The following is a 20,324-nucleotide window of genomic DNA, read 5'->3' as shown; positions in this document are numbered from 1 at the left end:
CTCCTTACTTTGAATCGGGTACTTTATTGTACTGTCTCACATAGTCAACATTCTTACTTTCATATGCAATCACCTTCCTCTGCGCAGGTTTCTTCATTCCATATTTCTTCATGGCCGTTTCCTGGATCGCAGAAAGATTGATACTCTGTTCGATCTCCAGGTTCAGATCCTCATTTTCGACCAGCAGTGTGCTGAGCTCCGATTTCTTGGAAGAGACCACAGACCGCTGTCGCTCCAGTTTTGACTGCTCCGATAAATAGAAGAAGCTTACCAGTGCGATCACAAGCATTCCTGCTGCCAGCGCTTTGATAAACGCAAAATCAAATTCCAGAGCTTTTGTTTGGTTTGCCTTTGTCTGAGGTGTTGTCTTTCTTTTCGTGCGTACTGCCGGTTTCCTTTTCGGCTGCCTGGATGGTTCATACTCGGGTTTTGCCGGTGCCGCTTCCATTTTCCGCGCAGTATTTCCGTAAATAAATTCATATCGCTCTTGTCTCGTCTTATTCACTTCGCTGTTCTCCCCCTCACTATTTTCTCTCAAACACTCTTAATTTTGAACTTTTTGCTCTTTTGTTCCTCATAAGTTCTTCTTCGGTCGGTAAAATTGGCTTTCTTGTAATAACCTTACCCTTCGATTCATTTCCACAGGTACAAATCGGAAAATTCGGTGGACAGGTACACGGATTTTCATTTTTTCTGAATGCCCGTTTCACAATTCTGTCTTCCAAAGAATGAAAGGTAATGATACACAGTCTTCCTTCGGGGTTTAACAGCTCGATCATCTGGTCAAGGCTTGTCTTTAAGACTTCCAGCTCCCGGTTACATTCAATCCGGATGGCCTGAAATGTCCTCTTTGCAGGATGTCCTCCCACAGCCCTCACCTTCATCGGTATTGCATGTTTGATCACCTCAATAAGCTGTCCTGTTGTCTCAATCGGTGCTTTCTCTCTCTCTGCTGCAATATGTTTGGCAATATTTTTAGCAAACTTGTCCTCTCCATAATCGCGGATAATATGAAACAACTCCTGTTCACTGTATCCATTGACTATGTCTCTTGCAGAAAAAGTCTGCCTCTGATCCATCCTCATATCCAGCGGTACGTCCTCGCGGTATGTGAATCCCCTGTCCTTCTCATCCAGCTGAAAAGAGGAAACGCCAAGATCCAGAAGAATTCCGTCCACACGGGATATCCCCAGATCCTTCAGCACTTTCGGCATATTCACATAGTTATCTCTTACAATCGTAACTTTATCCTGAAACGGAGCAAGCCGCTTGGTGCTTGCCCTGATCGCATCCTCGTCCTGATCAATGCCAATATATCTTCCCTTTTCAGAGAGCCTGTTAAGAACATGAAAGGCATGTCCGCCTCCTCCAAGAGTCCCATCCACGTAGATACCGTCCGGTTTTATCTTTAGTTCCCTTATTGTTTCATCCAACAACACAGATGCATGTTCAAAATCCATTTGTCTTTCCTTCCATTCAGATATTCAAACCTAGTTCCTGCATGCTCTGGGCAATATCGTCCATATCGTCATAAGCATTATTTTCAAGCCATTGTTCTTTGCTCCATACCTCAATACGGTCCAGCATGCCCGTAAGAACTACTTCCTTATCCATCTGTGCAAATTCACGCAGTGTGCCCGGCACCAGGATTCTGCCCTGCTTGTCCAATTCACAAGTGGATGCTCCGGCCAAAAAGAATCTCGAAAACTTCCGTGCATTCTTATCGATCAGCGGCAGGCTTCTTAATTTTTCCTCAAAAGCCTCCCACTCTTTCATAGGGAACACGAATAGGCATCCATCCAATCCCTTTGTAAGAACAAACTCATTGCCCAGTGCTTCTCTGAACTTTGAGGGGATTATCAGTCTGCCTTTAGCATCGATTGTGTGATTGTATTCGCCCATGAACATGGTAATCACCTGCCGTTTCCCAAACCGGGTGCGCTCCACCTGATGATCAGTTGTGACACTTTGTGGTCTTTTCTACCCACTATCCACCACTTCTCACCACTACTGTCTCCATTCTAATGGATTGTCCACAAAAAATCAAGAAATAAAAAAACTGTCCACAGAATTTTTTCTGTGAACAGTTTCTTTTCCACACTTTTATTGTTTCCGTTTTCTCCACTTACAGAGAAGGACGAGCAGTGCCCCAACAGCCAAAAGTACCGCAACTACCTGGGATACGGCAATTTGTGTCCCCGGGATCAGAAGCTGGTCTGTCCGAAGACCCTCGATCCAGAATCGTCCAATCCCATATCCCATGGCATAAATTACCAGCATCTGGCCGTCAAATTTTTTGTGCCTGGACATGATGACAATGATGATCAGCAGTGCCAGATTCCACAGTCCTTCATATAAGAACGTAGGGTGTACCTGAATATAGGTGTTCATATGGCTTCCGCTTCCCACAAACACAGCCTGGTCATACAGCCCGGCATCCACAATCTCCGAAAGTCTTCCGTGTTTTACGAAATAGTCTGTGGGGATCTGCATAGCCAAAGGCCCATTGGTAAAGCCGCCGAACGCTTCCCTGTTGAAAAAGTTCCCCCACCGGCCCAGGATCTGGCCGATCAGCAGCCCCGGCACCGCAATATCCGCCAGTTTGAAAAATTCTATTTTCTTCACTCTGCAGAAGATTACCATCACAATGATCGAAGCGATAATCCCTCCATAAATGGCAAGGCCTCCGCTCCTGGTATTCAGTATCTCCGTCAGATGATCTTTGTAGTAATCCCAGGAAAAAATAACATAGTAAAGTCTTGCCCCAATGATAGCAGGAATCATCACCGCGATGATGAAATCAAAGACCAGCTCCGGATTAACTCCGTTTTTCTTAGCCATCCTGGCCGCCGCCAGCATCCCCAGCAGAAAACCCAGTGCAATGACCATACCGTAATATTTAATCTCAAATCCTCCGATACTGATGCCCTCTCCCACATGTTTGAACACAATACCCAAAAATGGAAACCGGATTTCATTTTCCATATTCGCATTACTCCTTTCCGTCGTTTCATCTTATCCCATTTTTCTTTTCTTTTCAAGGTTCTTATGGTAGACTTGTTGTATCAATGTCCTTGGATCACAGGACTATATTTACGCAAAGACATTAAGAAAGGAATCAATACACAATGAAATTAGGAATCGTAGGACTGCCAAATGTAGGTAAGAGTACTTTGTTTAATTCTCTCACGAAAGCGGGTGCCGAGTCTGCCAACTATCCGTTCTGCACCATCGACCCGAACGTAGGGATCGTTACCGTGCCGGATAAAAGGCTGGACGTGCTGTCCGAGATGTATCACTCAAAAAAAGTCATTCCCGCAGTTATCGAGTTTGTAGACATCGCAGGTCTCGTCAAGGGAGCTTCCAAAGGTGAGGGCCTCGGCAACCAGTTTCTGGCCAATATCCGTGAGGTCGATGCCATTGTCCATGTAGTCCGTTGCTTTGAAGATGAAAACATCGTCCATGTAGACGGTTCAGTCAGCCCGCTTCGGGATATCGAAACCATCAATTTTGAGCTGATTTTTTCCGACATCGAAGTTCTTGACAGAAGAATTGCCAAGTCAAAAAAAGGTTCCCGAAATGACAAGTCCCTCGCCCAGGAAGTAGAACTTCTGGAGCGGGTAAAAGCCCATCTTGAAGACGGAAAACTGGCCAAGACATTCGTGACCGATGATGAAGAAGAACAGGAAATCCTGAATTCCTGCAATCTCTTAACGATCAAGCCTGTGATTTTTGCCGCCAATGTCTGTGAGGATGATCTCATGGATGATGCCGCATCCAACGAGTTTGTAAATGAAGTGAGAACTTATGCAAAAGATGTAGATGCCGGTGTTTTCGTAATCTGTGCCCAGATTGAACAGGAGATCGCAGAACTGGACGACGAAGAACGAAAAGAATTTTTAGAGGATCTGGGCCTTAAAGAGTCAGGCCTTGATAAACTGATCTCTGCCAGCTATTCACTGCTTGGCCTGATCAGTTATCTGACATCCGGGGAAGACGAGACGAGGGCCTGGACGATTACAAAAGGAACAAAAGCACCCCAGGCGGCCGGAAAGATCCATACTGATTTCGAGCGGGGCTTCATCCGCGCCGAGGTGGTTTCCTATGATGACCTGGTTGAAAATGGAAGCATCGCGGCAGCCAGAGAAAAAGGACTGGTGAGACAGGAAGGGAAAGAATACGTCGTACAGGACGGAGACGTGATTGTGTTTAAGTTTAATGTATGAGTTTTTTATCACTATTTCCGTCACGCTTTGAAATGCGTTCCTCCAATAGTAAGAACAAAGTGGGCAAGCCCACTTCATCTCCCCAACCCCTCACTCTTTGAGGGGCTTGACAACTTTGCGTGCCAGATGCAATTTGCCGCAGGCAAATAATTTCCTTACGCATCTGTGCACAACCCGCGGAGCGTTTTTATTTCATAGGGAAGGTCGTAGAACTTTCCTATGAAATAAAAAACTATCGTTGGATAGTTCCATTTGTTTGCTGGGTACTTATCCAGTAGAAATTGTTTTTTATTACAGAGAAACCGCCGCAGTTCACATTTGTGAACTGCGGCGGTTTCTTGGTATATGTAAATAATCTTCTCTCACTTAGTTGATGATGCGCACTGCTTTGCACGGTGTCCGGTATCCTATGCCGGATACTTTGATGCCTCCCCTTGGATATGGGGCGGAATTGCTCGCGTGGACTACCTGACCGTTTCCAATGTACATGGTCACATGATTGATCCGGCCTCCCCGTTTATAGAACAGCAGATCTCCGGGTTTGACGCTGCTGATGGAGATGGTGCGTCCATCGTTTGCCTGGGAATAGGATGTTCTGCTGATGTTATAACCAAAATGACCGAGCACCTGCTGAGTAAATCCGGAACAGTCCGTGCCGTTTGTCAGGCTGTTTCCGCCGTAGCGGTACTTATTCCCCACAAACTTCAGAGCATAATTTACAACCTGCCGGCGGGTAGTTCCTGAGAAACTGCTCCCACTCTCCTGAGAAGAGGAATCCTGCCTTTCGCTCTCGGTTGTTCTCTCTGTACTCGCAGTACTCTTTGCTGTCTTTGTATTTTTTACCGTTGACTTTGCACTGGTATAGTAATACCCAATACTGACATAATCTTTTGCCAGATAGCCTTTGTCCCCGTCTGCCTTCACATTGACCCACTCTGCAGATTCTCCGAGGACTTTGTAGCTGTCATCTCTGGAGACCAGTGTCAAAACTTTTGCTTTGGTAGACTGTTTCTGTCTGACCTTCAGTGTATCTACTTTCACCACTGCTTTTTTCGGAAAATTATGTTCCTTTGCGTAACTGTGAATATTGCTTCCCCAGATCAGATACTCGTTCTTCACATAACCGGTCACTTTTCCAGAACGGATCCTGCTCCATTCTTTTCCCTTTTTTAATACTGTGCCGATGTTTCCTTTTTTGAACTTTCCAACCACAGGACTGGAAATACTCTTTTTCTTTCTGATATTCAGTACAGACCGCACGTTGGGTGTTGCCTTTCCCCTGTAAAAAGAAGCAGAAAATTCAGGCTCTTTTGTCTTTTTCTGTACCGCAGCCGTCACCGGCTGTTTTGCTGTCACCTTTTGTTTTGCGGAAGTCGCTGCCGGCTGCTTTTTAACTTCTGTAATATGCTGTGTCTTTGTCGTCTTCTTCACTGCCGCCGTAGCCGAGGCTGCTTTTACATTTTTCTTTGGTGCTGAACTGTCTGACTCTGTGTACTGTTCCATAGCTGCCGCAGATCCCGCAAGACCGGTCTGGTACTGATCGCCTTTGGCGTCTGCGAATGTAGAAACTCCGAGAATGAATGCCAGTGACAGTCCGGCTGCCATCGTTCCCTTTGCTATCTTATGCTTCATATCCCTCTGTGTCTCCCTCTCCTTCCTGCGTATTATGAACTTATTATAACATTATTAAAATTAACTTAACACATTCTGTGTAAAATGTCAATGAATCGTCATATTTTGACAAAACTCTGTGTCAGGAACTTTAAAAGGACCATGCCGGCAAAGGCATGGTCCTGCAAAATACATTTATATATTTTTAATCCGTTCAATGGCTTTCACCGTATTCTCGTAATTTCCAAATGCCGTGAGCCGGAAATAGCCTTCCCCGCTCGGTCCGAATCCTGATCCCGGTGTTCCCACCACATTCGCCTGCTCCAGCAGGTGGTCAAAGAAATCCCAGGAAGACATTCCCTCCGGAGTCTTTAACCAGATATATGGTGCGTTGACTCCGCCGGACACGGTATATCCCGCTTCTTTTAATCCCTCAAAGATGACTTTTGCATTATTCATATAGTAGCCGACCTGTTCTTTCAGCTGGGCTTTTCCCTGCTCTGTATAAACAGCCGCTCCCGCTTTCTGAACAATGTATGGTGCACCGTTATATTTTGTTCCGTGGCGTCTTGCCCATAAATCATGGAGTTTTACGTCTCCGCATTTCAGATCCTTCGGAACCACCGCATATCCCAGGCGCACACCGGTAAAGCCTGCATTTTTAGAAAAACTCTTTAACTCAATGGCACAGTTCCGTGCTCCTTCACACTCATAGATGGTGTGGGCCACATTATCTTCTGAAATATATGCCTCATATGCCGCATCATAAATGATGACCGCTCCGTTTTTGTTGGCATAATCCACCCAGCCCTGAAGCTGGTCTTTTGTGATCGTAGAACCAGTCGGGTTATTTGGGAAACACAGATAAATAATATCCGGCACTTCCTCAGGAAATTCCGGCGCGAAATTATTCTCTGCCGTACACGGCATATAGATCACATCACTCCATGTCTCACTCTTTGGGTCATAGGTACCCGTTCTGCCTGCCATGACATTGGTGTCTACATAGACCGGGTAAACAGGATCGCAGACAGCGATTTTATTATCCTGTGCAAAGATCTCCTGGATATTTCCCGAGTCACACTTTGCTCCGTCGCTGACAAAGATCTCGTCCGCCTCAATCTGCGCGCCCCGTGACCTGTAATCACCTTCCATGATAGCATTTCTTAAAAATTCATATCCAAGGTCCGGTGCATAGCCATGAAAGGTCTCCGCTGCCGCCATCTCATCCACTGCGCCGTGAAGCGCCTCGATGATCGACGGAGCCAGCGGCTGTGTCACATCCCCGATCCCCAGACGGATAAGCTCTTTGTTCGGATTGGCTTCCTGGTATGCATTGACCTTTTTGGCAATGGTTGAAAACAAATAACTTCCTGGTAATTTTAAATAATTTTCGTTAATCTTAAACATGATGTCCTCCTAATAATTTACTATAAAAGTCCGTTTAGTATCTATATGAATCCCGGATCATCTTAGCCATTTCAATCAGTCCCACACCGCTGTTCATGCTGCGGCGCTGAATATACTCGTGGGCTTCCTGTTCTGAGATCCGGTTGTTTTTCATCAGCAGTTCCTTCGTTTCTTCGATGATCTCCAGCTCTTCCCTCGTACGCTGTCTCGGCCTGTGCCGTTTTTTCTTCTGAGCGTTGCACAGAGCGTCCGCCATTTCCCGTACTTTTTCCATCAGAAACGGGGGCTTTAAAGGCATTGGCAGATACTCCATCCCCTGGATATCCAAAAATTCCAGACTCGCCTGTGGAGCTAAAACAATCATCCTGAATCCGTCAGGGAGATATTCTCTCAGTTCACTGCAGACCATGTCCGCAAACTTATATCCGCAGACGATCAGCCCGTCTTCCAGGCTTTCGGCCCGCTGCATGATCTGGGCGCCTGTGACACAGGCAGCCGTCACTTCAAATCCGTTTCTCACAAGCAGGTTGCGAATACTCCTTGCCTGCTCCTGTTTCGGGAAAAGAACAAAAATATGAACCAAGCTTCCCACCTCCCCGTATGAATGACGCCTGCCTTCTGCCGGTCAAATCTTGTACAAATATTCATTTATTTCCCACTGAGAGACATTTTTCTGATAGGATTCCCATTCTCCCTGTTTTGCATCCAGATACCGGTCAAAAATATGATGTCCGAGCACCTCTTTCATGAACTCACTGTCCTTGAACAGGTCCATTGCCTCCTTCATATCCCTTGGAAGGGCCCCGATACCGGCTTTTAATTTTGCCTTCTCTGTAACTTCGTATTGATTCTTTGTAGATGCCTTTCCGGGCTGCAGCTTATTTTCAAGGCCGTCGATCCCTGCCGCGAGGCTCACTGCAAGCGCAAGGTAAGGATTGGCCGCAGAATCCGGGCTTCTGAATTCCAGACGTGTTCCGCTTCCTCTGGCCGTCGGCACACGAATCAGCGGACTTCTGTTTGCCGGAGACCAGGAAATATCCACCGGAGCCTCATATCCCGGCACGATGCGCTTATAGGAATTCACCAATGGATTTGTGATCAGCGACATCTCCGGCGCATGCTTCATCAGGCCTGCCATAAAGTGGTACGCCTCATCACTGAGCCCCAGTTCTCCTCTGGAGTCTGCGAACATATTCTGGCCTTCGCTCCAAAGAGACATATTAAGGTGCATTCCGGAACCATCCACACCGGAGATCGGCTTCGGCATAAAGCTCGCATACAGCCCATGCCGTTTTGCAATATACTTTACTACAAATTTAAAGGTGAGGATATTGTCCGCAGTACGGAGTGCATTGTCGTATTTAAAATCAATCTCATGCTGAGCCGGAGCCACCTCATGGTGAGAGGCTTCGATCTCAAATCCCATATTCTCCAGGTTCAGGATCATATCTCTTCTGGCCGCCTCACCAAGATCCAGCGGCGCCACATCAAAATAGCCTGCTTTTTCATGAGTCAGCGTCGTGGGACAGCCTTCCTCGTCCGTGTGGAACAAAAAGAATTCACACTCCGGCCCTACATTGAAATTATATCCAAGCTTCTTGCTCTTCCTGAGCACTTTCTTCAGGATATAGCGGGAATCCCCGATGAATGGAAGTCCGTCCTGTCCGTACACGTCACAGACCAGTCTCGCGACTTTTCCGCTCTGGGAATGCCATGGAAATATGAGAAAACTGTCCAGATCAGGGTACAGATACATGTCGGATTCTTCTATCCGCACAAAACCGTCCACTGAAGATCCGTCAAACATACACTTATTATCCAATGCTTTTTCCAGCTGTCTTGCAGTGATTGCCACATTTTTAAGCGTCCCGAACACATCGGAAAACTGCAGCCGGATAAACTGTACGTCATTTTCCCTGACCAGATCTATGATGTCCTGCTTGGTATATCGGTCCATATCATCACTCCTCTTTTCTTTTTTAATATCTGACTTAAAATTACAGCCAGCGGTTAAGATAATTCTATCAAGTTACATTTTTATTGTCAATCAGGGCAGAGGGAACACCGTCCTCCTGTAATACTGAAAAAGGGGTACCTTTAATAGACTTAAAGGTACCCCGTTGTACGTTTAAATTTGTGCAATGTCCACAACTGATAAATTGTCTCTGCTTCCTGATTCCAGGCTGGTGAGCAGTGCATCTGCCGTATCCAGACTGGTCAGACAAGTCACACCGGTTTCAATCGCATAACGGCGGATCAAGAATCCGTCCCTGCTGCGCCCTACTCCCTGAGAAGGTGTATCTATGATTAAATCTATTTTATCATCTAAAATCAAATCAAGCAAGTTTGGAGATTCTTCTTCCAGCTTGTTGATCGGATGGGCAGGCACGCCGTTTTCATTCAGCACTCTGCACGTGCTCCTTGTGGAGAAAATTTCGTAACCAAGATCCACGAATCTTCTTCCGATATCCACCGCATCGATTTTATCTGAATCCTTCACCGTGAGAATCATCTTCTTGTACTTCGGAAGGTTAATTCCCGCTCCGAGGAACGCCTTATACAATGCCTCATTGTAGTTTTTGGAAACTCCCAGACATTCTCCGGTGGATTTCATTTCCGGCCCTAAGCTGACTTCCGCGCCCCTCAGTTTTTCAAAGGAGAACACCGGTTTTTTAATCGCATAATATTCAGACTCTTCCTGGAGTCCCGGCTTATATTCCAGATTCCTGATCTTGGCTCCGGCGATCACTTTGGCAGCCAGATCTACAATCGGAATTCCGGTTACCTTGCTGATGTAAGGTACCGTACGGCTGGAACGAGGATTTACCTCGATGACATAAACCTCCTCATCACAGACAATAAACTGGATATTGATCAGGCCGACTACATTCAATGATTTCGCCAGCTTCCTTGTATACTCTGCGATCACCCGTTTCACCTTATCACTCAGGTTGATCGTCGGGTAGACGGAAATACTGTCTCCGGAATGAATTCCGGCACGCTCGATATGTTCCATGATACCAGGAATGATGATCTCTTCCCCGTCACATACGGCATCCACTTCCACTTCTCTTCCGACCAAATATTTGTCGATCAGGATCGGATGCTCCTGGGTCTGGCGGTTGATGATCTCGATAAAGGATACAATATCTTCATCGGAAACAGCAATCTGCATTCCCTGTCCTCCAAGAACATAGGACGGCCTTACAAGAACCGGATAACCCAGGTCATGTGCTGCGTTCAGCGCCTCCTCGCATGTAAATACGGTCGTTCCCTTTGGTCTTGGGATACAGCACTCTTCCAGAATTTCATCGAACAGCTCTCTGTCTTCGGCCGCATCTACATTTTCTGCACTTGTCCCGAGGATCGGAACTCCCATCTCCATCAGAGCCTGTGTCAGCTTAATCGCAGTCTGTCCTCCGAACTGCACTACGGCTCCGTCCGGTTTTTCCAGATCCACGATACTCTCCACATCCTCGGCTGTCAGCGGTTCAAAGTAAAGCTTATCTGCCACATCAAAGTCCGTGGAAACCGTCTCCGGGTTGTTATTGACGATGATGGTTTCATACCCTACGTCTCTTAATGCCCATACGCTGTGCACAGAACAGTAGTCGAACTCGATTCCCTGTCCGATACGGATCGGTCCGGAGCCCAGTACCATGACTTTTTTCTTCTTGCTCAGCTCTTCTACTTCGTTTTCACTTCCGTATACAGAATAATAGTAAGGAGTGCTCGCCTCAAATTCAGCTGCGCATGTGTCTACCATCTTATAAGCCGCATGAAGACCAAACTGGTTTCTCAGCTGCTTGATCTCTTTTGCAGTTTTCCCTGTCAGCTTTCCGATAACAGAATCCGGGAACTCCAAGCGCTTTGCCTCTGCCAGCAGTTCTCTATCCAATTCCCCTGCTTCTTTCAATTTCTTTTCCATCTCTACCAGAACGGCAATCTTATCTAAGAACCAGCGGTCGATCTTTGTGATATTGAAAATAGTATTGTAATCAAATCCTCTGCGGATTGCCTCTGCGATCACATAGATCCTCATGTCGTCGATCTTTTCTAATTCCTTTGTCAGTTCTTCATCTGACATGTCCCCGTAGCTGCCAAAGATCAGGCTGTCTACATTTTGTTCCAGAGAACGGATGGCCTTCATCAGGGCACCCTCGAAGTTGTCGCAGATACTCATGACTTCTCCGGTAGCTTTCATCTGAGTCGTCAAAGTTCTCTTTGCATGAATGAATTTATCAAACGGAAGACGCGGCATTTTTACAACGCAGTAATCCAGCATCGGCTCGAAGCTTGCATAAGTCTTTCCTGTGATGGCATTTGGAATTTCATCCAGATTATATCCGATGGCGATCTTTGCCGTCACCTTTGCGATCGGATATCCCGTAGCCTTGGACGCCAGCGCAGAAGAGCGGCTGACACGAGGGTTTACCTCGATGACACAATATTCAAAACTGTCCGGATTCAGCGCAAACTGTACGTTGCACCCGCCGTTTACCTTAAGTTCTGTGATAATGTTCAGCGCAGAAGTACGCAGCATCTGGTATTCTTTGTCCCCTAAGGTCTGGGAAGGAGCCACTACGATGCTGTCTCCGGTATGAACGCCGACCGGATCGATATTTTCCATGTTACATACAGTGATGCAGGTTCCGCTTGCATCGCGCATCACTTCATATTCGACTTCTTTCCATCCGCCGATGTAGCGCTCTACCAGAACTTCCCCGACACGGCTCAGTCTGAGACCGTTTTCCAGGATCACTTCTAATTCTTCTCTGTCATGGGCGATTCCTCCGCCGCTCCCCCCTAAAGTATAGGCCGGACGGCAGACGACCGGGTACCCGATCTCTTCGGCAAACTCAGCACCCGCTGGGATGTCTGTGACAACTTTTCCTGCCGCGATAGGCTCGCCGATCTTTTCCATCGTATCTTTAAATTCCTGGCGATCCTCAGCCTTTCTGATCGTAGTGGAGGAAGTACCGATCAGGCGCACTCCGCTCTTTTCAAGAAACCCTTTTTCTTCCAGCTCCATCGCCAGATTCAGCGCAGCCTGTCCTCCCAATGTCGGGAGAATACTGTCCGGTTTTTCCTTTTCTACGATCTTTTCCACGACCTCTGCAGTCAGGGGTTCAATGTAGACTTTATCTGCAATATCCTTATCGGTCATGATGGTAGCCGGATTAGAGTTCACCAAAACAACCTCGATTCCCTCTTCCTGAAGGGCACGGCAGGCCTGGGTTCCTGCATAGTCAAACTCTGCTGCCTGTCCGATGACGATTGGTCCGGATCCAATGACTAATACTTTCTTAATACTTTCAATCCTAGGCATTTTTTGCTCCTTTCATCATTTCAATAAATTCATCAAACAAGTAAGCGGTATCTACCGGCCCCGGGCTGGCCTCCGGATGGAACTGTACGGTGCGGACATTTTTCCCCTTATACCGGAGTCCCTCAATACTCTTGTCATTGACGTTGATAAATGAAACTTCTGCCAGATTCTTTGGTACACTCTCTTTTTTGATCACATATCCATGGTTCTGGGAAGAAATATAAACGCGGCCAGTAGCCAGGTCTTTTACCGGGTGATTGCCGCCCCGGTGCCCGAAACGCATCTTTCTCGTATCTGCTCCGTTTGCCAGAGCCATCAGCTGATGCCCCAGACAGATCGCAAAGATCGGCACATCACTGTCATATAATTTTTTTATTTCTTTTATAATGGACACACATTCTTTCGGATCTCCAGGCCCGTTGGATAACATAATCCCGTCCGGCTGATCCCCGAGGATTTCTTCTGCCGCTGTAAATGCCGGATAAACGGTCACATCACATCCTCTTTTGTTGAGAGAATTTGCAATGTTGCTCTTTGTACCCAGATCTAACAGGGCAACTTTCAGTCCGTCTCCCGGAAAATGTTCTTTTTCTTTTCTTGATACGGTCTTAACCGCGTCTTTTACCTGATACCCTTTTAATTTTGGAAGGAGCTCATCCAGATCATAGTCCGGATTAGTTGTGATCATGCCTCCCATACAGCCTTCTTCTCTCAAAATTTTTGTAATCGCTCTCGTATCCACTCCCTGGATTCCAGGAATATCATTAGCGATCAGATAACTTTCCAAATCCTGTTCACTTCTGAAGTTACTTGCGGTTCTTGATAATTCTCTTACAATAAAAGCCGAATGCCATGGCTTTACGGATTCCGCATCCTCAAGACATACACCGTAGTTACCGATCAGCGGATATGTCATGACGACTCCCTGTCCCTGATAGGACGGGTCCGTAAGCACCTCCAGGTAGCCTGTCATCGATGTATTGAATACAACTTCGCAGATGACTTCTTTCCTGGCGCCGAAACTTTTTCCTTTAAACACTTGCCCATCTTCCAAAATCAAAAATGCGTCCATGAATCTGTTTCCTCCTTAAAAATGTGCATAAAAAAAATATATCCAAAAATAAAAATCACGAATCCAAGCATTGATGCCAGACGCAGTTCAATGCAATATGTGGTATTATTTTAGATATATCTCTCTACAAATTGTAAAAATTTTATCACAAATAAAAACCTTTTGCAAGGGTTTTTGACAATTATTTTTTGTTTTTCGAAAAAACACACCCGCAAAACCTTTGTCGGTACAAGTCAAACTTTTGTGATAATTCCACAGAGCGTTTATAACCGTTTTTCTTTTTAAAATCGGACGGCAGAAACCTCACCTGGTACTGCGCCTCTAATTGCTGACCGATTTCATTGAGCCATTGGGCATTTTTCAGTGGGCTGATCGTCAGGGTCGTGGTAAAATAGTCACTCCCCAATTCTCCTGCCTTTTTCGCCGCCTCAGTAAGTCTCAGCCGATAGCACCGAAGACATCTCTTCCCGCCCTCCGGCTCTCTTTCATATCCTTTGACTGCCTGATAGAACTCTTCCGGACGAAACTCTTCCTTTATAAAAGATACTTTATCCGGAAGTTCCATCTCTGAGATCAGACGCTCCTGCTCCTTGGCTCTTTTTTCGTATTCTTCTTTGGAGTCAATGTTAGGGTTATAATAATATACTGTGATTTGAAAATACTTCGAGAGATATTCCAAAACATAACTGCTGCACGGGGCACAGCAGCTGTGCAGCAAAAGAGAAGGCCTCTTTCCCTGAAGCCCTTCTATGATACCGTCTAACTTTTTCTGATAATTTTCCTTCATCTTTTTCACTCCTGTGTATTATTATACACGAAAACAGCAGGATTTCAATTTATCAAAGTTGAAAATTGTACAAAGAGGACAAGTTTAATATTTTCCTCAGCAACAAAAAAACAGCATTGCCATCTGAATTACACCAGAACCGGCAATGCCATTGTTTATTTAAATTTAACTGCTGTGCCGTAGGCCATAATCTCGGCAGCACCCGACATGACTTCCGTTGATGCATAGCGGACACATACAACTGCATCTGCCCCTAATGCTTCTGCCTCCTCTACCATACGTTTTGTGGCAAGCGCCCTGGCTTCGTTCATCATCTCTGTATAGGCTTTCAGTTCACCGCCAACCAAATGTTTAAACCCCTGAGTAATATCTCTTCCCACATTTTTGGTCTGAATGGTATTGCCTTTGACCATTCCTAATGCTTCGAAATCTTTTCCCGGTATTGCTTCAGTAGTTACTAAGATCATCTTCCTCACCACTCCTTACTTCCTTAATGCGTTCAACGAGTACGAAAACGGAGACACCCGCCAGACAAAGCGGAATCAGACCGATCAGCAGACGGAGAACGACAGATAATGGAATGAGTACAAAAATCAGTCCAAAGTAAAATAATAAAAATGCGATTGTGAAAACCGTCACAATGATTGGGGCAATCAGCTTTTTCAGCATAAAGAATGCGTCTCCTTTTGTATTAATTTTATAATACAATAATATAATATTTTTATTATAGTGTCAATTAGAAAATTTTATCCAAATTAATGACGAATCATTATTTTTCAAATTCTTATTCATCATTTTGTGTACAGCTTATTGTTGTAATGTCTCTTTTTACTTCCATTTCAGCATGTCTCTTTAACCAAACAAAATATTTAATTATCTCCCTGGATATCATCATATATTCTTTTTGACTAACTTCATCGATTATGTAGGTAAATGCGTTGTCCGCCTCTTTGGGAATTGAAAAGACAAATGAAATCCATTTCATTGATTGCTCAAATATTTTCTGTTCTATTGAAGACGTCCCTTTTCCTTTTAAAAAAGCAAAAGTAGTGATAAATCCATTATCCCGCATAAGAACTGGAAGTTTTCTGCAGATGGTTCTTAATTGCTCTTTTTTGCTTTTTATACTTTCCTGTACTTTTGGATCTCCAAGATCTTTTGATTCCTCAATATGTTCTATGAGGTCGTTGATTGCATTATAGGAAGCCAATGCCCTACGACGATTTAGATCTACAAAGTGGTTTTCCATTCTTTACTTCCTCCCTTTTCATTTCACTGATTGTCACACTTCCTTTTCCAGTATTAAGATTTCTTCCAATCTGATATACTTTACCTTCTTTTTCATTCGTTTCAATCCATCTAGAAATTTGAGGAAGCACAGGTGCTTTTACTGGTCTGACAAGATCCTTGAATTCACAAATAAATCCATACAAAATACTTCCTTCCGGCAAATATTCTTCTGTAAACAGTGCCTGATTTTCGAGTCTGTTGCGAGTAATAATCTCTGTATGATATCTAGTAAAATATCTAAAATCTTTATCAGATACGATTCCAATATGTTTGATCACTGTTTGGGAAAGTCCAAGCTTTCTTAAAAGATCCTTTATCACATTATCTTTATAGTTAACAGCCTGTAATTTATATCCTCCAATCCATTCTGTATCATCGTGATGAGACCACTGACATATCACACCATCTACAACCCGCCTTTTCAGTCCCTTCAATTCTTGGGAAACATCATCACATTCATATTCGTTCCATGAAATTTCTAAAAAGAATTGTTCTAAACAGTTTACACTTGTTAAAAGCCTGTAAATCCCATGTGACGATTGAACCGAAAAAAACAGCAGCCTTAAATCTGAAAAAGAAAGTTTTGCCTGCTCCGGTGATTTATTTTGAATTATTTTTTTTAGCTTACCGTCCATTTTATAGAGCAGACTTCCTTTGAACGTCCCTGCATTTATTTTAGGGAAATCATCACTTCTTTGGATATTGCAGTCCGCTCTAAAATCTCCTTCGCCTGACCCTGCACAAACTGGCGTATTTGCTATACACCAAACTGCATTTGCTCTGTTTTTAATGCTCATAATATTCACCCCCTTTTTCTCACAGTGCATCTTTGAACAAATCCTTTAAATCCTCTTTAAGAGTATCCAAATGAAAAACTTCCAATCCGGCCCGGCGTGCAGATGAATATGCCTTTATTATATTTTCATATCCATCAGACTTTACACCTTCTACTGCTTCACGCTTGCTCAGTGGTGTTATCAATATAGGTTTTCCATATACACCGCCTAGCGCATAAGCTGTATACTCCCGTGACTTTGCGTTTTCTGCTGACATAAACCCAGATTTACATTCAAAAACAACTGTTTGTCCTGATCTCAGCAATAAGACAAGATCCAATTCACAAAATTTTTCTTTCCCATTCCAATCATTTTTGTATACTTTTACACTATGGGATAAACTCTGAAAAAAATCTGCATCTGGCTTTGATATTTCTTGTACCGCATTCCAAATCACTGCTGCCGCCATATATTCCAGAAAATATCCAAAAAGATAATTGCTTCTATTATTTAACGACTCTTTTATTATCTCAATATCATCAGTTACTTTACCCTTATGGTTTATACCGTCAAGCAATTTAAAAAACTCATTTGCATTATTTTCTTTCTTATTCCACTTATTTGACTCGATTAACTTTTTCCGTACTTCTTCATTTACTTCATATAGTTTGGAATAAAAATTAGAATAAGCCTTCAGCAGATTTAAAAAATCTCCTTCGTTTTTTCCTTCATGAATAAATACAGCATCACTGATATCCGTTTCGTATCCTGCCAGACGAAACAGGTTGTGTAAATCTATTGTATCGCTTCTATAACTATTGTTTACAGCTCCAAATTTCCACTCATTTGTATCATAATAGCCAACAGTAATCTTCTGGGTATTTCCCTCTAAGTACATAACTGTATGATTTGAACTTGTATCGGCATTATCCTCTATATATTTCATTGCGGTAAATAATATATTTCTCTGTCCTCCCGTGACATTCCAAATAAAGTTTTTATTTTTTTTGTCCTCAATACAATTTTCAATTTTTCTAATATAATCTTCACACTTAAATCTTCTAGGCAATTTTATATCATCAGAGTCAATCCATGGCCTTTCCTCATATCTGTGGTGATAAACTGAAGAAAAATTTTCGTCCCACATCTTATTTGAAAATCGTTTATTTTCCCCGTCTTCATAAGTTAAATTTATAATTTCTAAAGATTTATTTTCCCTATTTTTTAAATTTTCTACCGGCAGATAGTTTACAATTTGATTTAGTGTAGAACACATGACATATACATCGCATTTTTCCTGAGCTTGTCTCCATCTATTTTCAAAATCAGTCATAGACAGCCTCCTCATTTCCCAGTATAAAACTTCCAAATCCTCGATGCTTTTGAACAATTACATCCGACAGTATCTCCGATAATAATTTTTTGTTTTGTTCATTCGTATTAGATTTAAATTGGGTGCTTTTTAACAGATATAAACTTCCTTCTGGGATGACTTTTTTCAATTCTTTGGGCTTATTCTTTGCCATATCCCATCCTCCGGCTGTCTCTGGTTTTCCTATAATCTTTGACAAGACCGAAATTCCTTTTTCTTTTAATACACTCTCCAGACTTTTCTCATTCTTCATAATAAACGGTGTGGTAAAGATTAATTTTAAGTTTTCACTGCTGCTTTTCTTTTTGTTATATTCTCTAACATCTTTATGATACTCGTCCAATGACCCCAAAAATAATTCTAGCCTGGCCATCCTGGCCTCTCCCCCTAATAAAATATTCGCTCTAAATCCCTTTGATATTTCATCATGCATCTCTGCCTCGATAAGAAAGCAAGTATTCTTATATGTATAATCTCTCATTGTTGTAAAATATAGATGTTCTTTTTTTGCTATCTTCTTATTATCTTCCAATTCTATTCCTGTCTTTTGATATTCACCTGCAAACTCTTGTTGATTTTTTAAATAAATTTCTTCTTTTTCAGATATATCATAGCAAGTCATAAATTCATATAAACTGATATATTTTCCCGAAGCTGGTTTGACTTTTTCTTGAAGCTGAGGATTCGTATAAAGCAATCCCTTTTGAAAATTACTATCCCGTATGTCACCATCCTCATTTACCATAAGATCTCTTGGAGCAGGAAGATAAATTTCATTCTCCATCTCTAAATATATCTGTCTGATTTTTAAATTCTCTTTTAAAACATCTTCCAGTATTGTCGTATTTCTTTCTATAAGAGTTTTATGAACCTCATTCAAATATCCATTTTCCATCAAACTCGTGCATATTGCACCATAAAAAACAGAGGGATACGGAAAAAATCTGCTTTCTACATAATTAGAAGTTTTTTTATCCAATAAAGTCCCATCCCGAAACATAACTGTATCCCACGGTTCTATTTTTACTGTAATGATCCCCATCCCATTCCTCCTATTTTTCACTGAAAGATGCTAATTTCTCTGCTATATGCATCAGATCAAAATAAGCATTAAAGTCTATGCAAAATCCATCTTTGGCTTCTTTTGTAACATCATTTCTAAGATTAATTAACAAATCAGTTAATTCTTGTTTTTCCTCAGAGCTCTTTCCCTCGCTTTTCCTTGCCACAATCCTTTTTGTCTCATTATTCATGATGAATCTTAAATCTGTATATTCATCCACACCAAAGTTTTCTCCCCAGCCCATGAATTCCTCTTCCATTTGAAAAATAACGCTTCTTGAAAACTGATGCCTGCAAAACGCGGAAATCAGGCTGTAAAAATGATTCTGCATTCTATCGCCTTTTACAAAAATCATTCTTGAACCACTGCCTCTATATAAAACAGAGAAACAGCATCCCCCTTTTCCGTCTTTTCTATAATGTTGTTTTACTTGTTGCATGCTCTCTCTGGACTTTTTCAGAACATATCGAAGCGGCTCCTTGCAGTGTGCAACTATAATACTTTTAGAAAATGTCATCCCTGAATCACACATTTCAATCCAGTCTGACTCTAGCTTCTTTGTAATATCCTCTATACAAAAAACAGGACAAAAAAAGAGCATGTCATCTCCCCCGGCATAGATCACAGCGTTCTCGTTCTCTGTTACTTTTTTCACCTCTTGGTTAATGAATTCTTTCTCTTTTATGAAAAATTCATTTGCTGCCCGACTTATTTTTTTCTGATAATTATGTAATTCTTCATCCCTCTCCCATCCTTTTTCCCCTGAGATGTACATCCCCATATCATCAATATCAATTCGTACTAGTGCGTAATATAGAGAACCAAAGTTCTCTGTTGATGGAAATGCAATGCGTTTTCCTTCTTTTCTTTTGTTACGGCATTCACTGCACAAATACTCTTCATCTACTAGAGAGTTAGCTAACCGAATTCCACAAATACTACAAATATGGGATGTCACTTGTTCTTCAGATTCTTGTTTCGGCAAAAATGCGTTCAGCCTATTATTTTTATACGCTTGAAATTTTCGGTACAAAAATTTATATGTCTCCTGATAATTCTCTTTCATAGAACATACGGTAATAAAACATGGCAGATCTTCAGAACATCTCTCTCCTTCTTTCATCAATACATCTAAAATCTGTTTTTCTACTTCTTCAGAAGTTTTGTCTGTCTGTAATTTAGCAATAAAAAAATTCGGAGGATCTCCGACAACACCCTCACCCAGCAATAATTCGCAGGATTCAAACTCTCTTTGAATTCTTTTTTTAATCCATAAAATCTGCTTAATGACTCTCTGACTGCTTCCGTAAAGATCTGCAGTCTTTTTGGCACGACTAATGTATTCTTGAACACCGCTGACTGATACCAACAGTAACTTTTCTCCCATA

The 20,324-nt window shown here is 42.9% G+C and carries 19 protein-coding genes; 1 reads left to right on the top strand and 18 read right to left on the bottom strand.

What is annotated here, in order from left to right; genetic code table 11:
* Window positions 1-4 precede the first annotated feature (4 nt).
* The 4 genes from QGT46_RS06885 to lgt all read right to left on the bottom strand — a co-directional run bounded on the left by QGT46_RS06885 (window position 5) and on the right by lgt (window position 2,985).
* Window positions 5-505, bottom strand: coding sequence for a hypothetical protein (locus QGT46_RS06885; RefSeq protein ID WP_024726763.1), 501 nt, complete (start codon window positions 503-505; stop codon window positions 5-7).
* 19 nt (window positions 506-524) lie between these two features.
* Entirely contained in the window at window positions 525-1,460 is a 936-nt protein-coding gene (gene rsmH / locus QGT46_RS06880; protein ID WP_148458682.1) for a 16S rRNA (cytosine(1402)-N(4))-methyltransferase RsmH, read from the bottom strand.
* A gap of 16 nt (window positions 1,461-1,476) precedes the next feature.
* Window positions 1,477-1,908, bottom strand: coding sequence for a division/cell wall cluster transcriptional repressor MraZ (mraZ, locus tag QGT46_RS06875; protein ID WP_148458817.1), 432 nt, complete (start codon window positions 1,906-1,908; stop codon window positions 1,477-1,479).
* Between the two features lie 195 nt (window positions 1,909-2,103).
* Window positions 2,104-2,985 carry a prolipoprotein diacylglyceryl transferase gene (gene lgt / locus QGT46_RS06870; RefSeq protein WP_148458683.1) on the bottom strand — a complete coding sequence of 294 codons (882 nt, stop codon included), beginning with the start codon at window positions 2,983-2,985 and terminating at the stop codon, window positions 2,104-2,106.
* 143 nt (window positions 2,986-3,128) lie between these two features.
* Between lgt and ychF the strand changes: the two genes are divergently transcribed.
* Window positions 3,129-4,226, top strand: coding sequence for a redox-regulated ATPase YchF (gene ychF, locus QGT46_RS06865; RefSeq protein ID WP_024726759.1), 1,098 nt, complete (start codon window positions 3,129-3,131; stop codon window positions 4,224-4,226).
* A gap of 366 nt (window positions 4,227-4,592) precedes the next feature.
* Here ychF and QGT46_RS06860 read toward each other — a convergent pair whose 3' ends face one another.
* The 14 genes from QGT46_RS06860 to QGT46_RS06795 form a co-directional block, all read right to left on the bottom strand.
* Window positions 4,593-5,858 (bottom strand): SH3 domain-containing C40 family peptidase, encoded by a 1,266-nt coding sequence (locus QGT46_RS06860; protein ID WP_148458684.1) that lies wholly within the window; start codon window positions 5,856-5,858, stop codon window positions 4,593-4,595.
* Between the two features lie 174 nt (window positions 5,859-6,032).
* Window positions 6,033-7,247, bottom strand: coding sequence for an LL-diaminopimelate aminotransferase (locus QGT46_RS06855; RefSeq protein ID WP_024726757.1), 1,215 nt, complete (start codon window positions 7,245-7,247; stop codon window positions 6,033-6,035).
* A gap of 34 nt (window positions 7,248-7,281) precedes the next feature.
* Window positions 7,282-7,839 (bottom strand): ANTAR domain-containing response regulator, encoded by a 558-nt coding sequence (locus tag QGT46_RS06850; protein ID WP_051405181.1) that lies wholly within the window; start codon window positions 7,837-7,839, stop codon window positions 7,282-7,284.
* Between the two features lie 33 nt (window positions 7,840-7,872).
* A complete protein-coding gene (locus QGT46_RS06845) occupies window positions 7,873-9,204 on the bottom strand; it encodes a glutamine synthetase family protein (protein ID WP_301590095.1) in 1,332 nt (443 codons plus the stop codon).
* Between the two features lie 171 nt (window positions 9,205-9,375).
* Window positions 9,376-12,576, bottom strand: a complete 3,201-nt coding sequence (gene carB / locus QGT46_RS06840) for a carbamoyl-phosphate synthase large subunit (protein ID WP_024726754.1) — start codon at window positions 12,574-12,576, stop codon at window positions 9,376-9,378.
* Window positions 12,569-13,648, bottom strand: coding sequence for a carbamoyl phosphate synthase small subunit (locus QGT46_RS06835; RefSeq protein WP_148458686.1), 1,080 nt, complete (start codon window positions 13,646-13,648; stop codon window positions 12,569-12,571). The genes carB and QGT46_RS06835 overlap by 8 nt, the downstream gene beginning before the upstream one ends.
* A 181-nt stretch (window positions 13,649-13,829) precedes the next feature.
* Window positions 13,830-14,435, bottom strand: coding sequence for an epoxyqueuosine reductase QueH (locus QGT46_RS06830; protein ID WP_034548907.1), 606 nt, complete (start codon window positions 14,433-14,435; stop codon window positions 13,830-13,832).
* 155 nt (window positions 14,436-14,590) lie between these two features.
* Entirely contained in the window at window positions 14,591-14,902 is a 312-nt protein-coding gene (locus QGT46_RS06825; protein ID WP_148458687.1) for a YbjQ family protein, read from the bottom strand.
* On the bottom strand, window positions 14,883-15,104 hold the full coding sequence (locus QGT46_RS06820; RefSeq protein WP_024726750.1) for a hypothetical protein: 222 nt from the start codon (window positions 15,102-15,104) through the stop codon (window positions 14,883-14,885). Before QGT46_RS06820 ends, QGT46_RS06825 begins: the two co-directional genes overlap by 20 nt.
* 115 nt (window positions 15,105-15,219) lie before the next feature.
* Window positions 15,220-15,684 (bottom strand): type III-B CRISPR module-associated protein Cmr5, encoded by a 465-nt coding sequence (gene cmr5 / locus QGT46_RS06815; protein WP_024726749.1) that lies wholly within the window; start codon window positions 15,682-15,684, stop codon window positions 15,220-15,222.
* The gene (locus tag QGT46_RS06810) at window positions 15,650-16,522 is read right to left on the bottom strand and encodes a CRISPR-associated protein (protein ID WP_301590090.1); all 873 of its coding nucleotides are present in this window, start codon (window positions 16,520-16,522) and stop codon (window positions 15,650-15,652) included. Before QGT46_RS06810 ends, cmr5 begins: the two co-directional genes overlap by 35 nt.
* Before the next feature lie 19 nt (window positions 16,523-16,541).
* Window positions 16,542-17,834 (bottom strand): hypothetical protein, encoded by a 1,293-nt coding sequence (locus tag QGT46_RS06805; protein WP_024726747.1) that lies wholly within the window; start codon window positions 17,832-17,834, stop codon window positions 16,542-16,544.
* Window positions 17,827-18,915, bottom strand: a complete 1,089-nt coding sequence (cmr3, locus tag QGT46_RS06800) for a type III-B CRISPR module-associated protein Cmr3 (RefSeq protein ID WP_024726746.1) — start codon at window positions 18,913-18,915, stop codon at window positions 17,827-17,829. The genes QGT46_RS06805 and cmr3 overlap by 8 nt, the downstream gene beginning before the upstream one ends.
* 10 nt (window positions 18,916-18,925) lie before the next feature.
* Window positions 18,926-20,323 carry a Cas10/Cmr2 second palm domain-containing protein gene (locus QGT46_RS06795; protein ID WP_148458689.1) on the bottom strand — a complete coding sequence of 466 codons (1,398 nt, stop codon included), beginning with the start codon at window positions 20,321-20,323 and terminating at the stop codon, window positions 18,926-18,928.
* Between the last annotated feature and the right edge of the window lies 1 nt (window position 20,324).

The organism is Anaerostipes faecis (assembly GCF_910574135.1).
GTDB lineage: Bacteria > Bacillota > Clostridia > Lachnospirales > Lachnospiraceae > Anaerostipes > Anaerostipes hominis.
The sequence above is the reverse complement of the archived record's forward strand: the minus strand, read 5'-3'. Positions and strand labels throughout refer to the sequence as shown.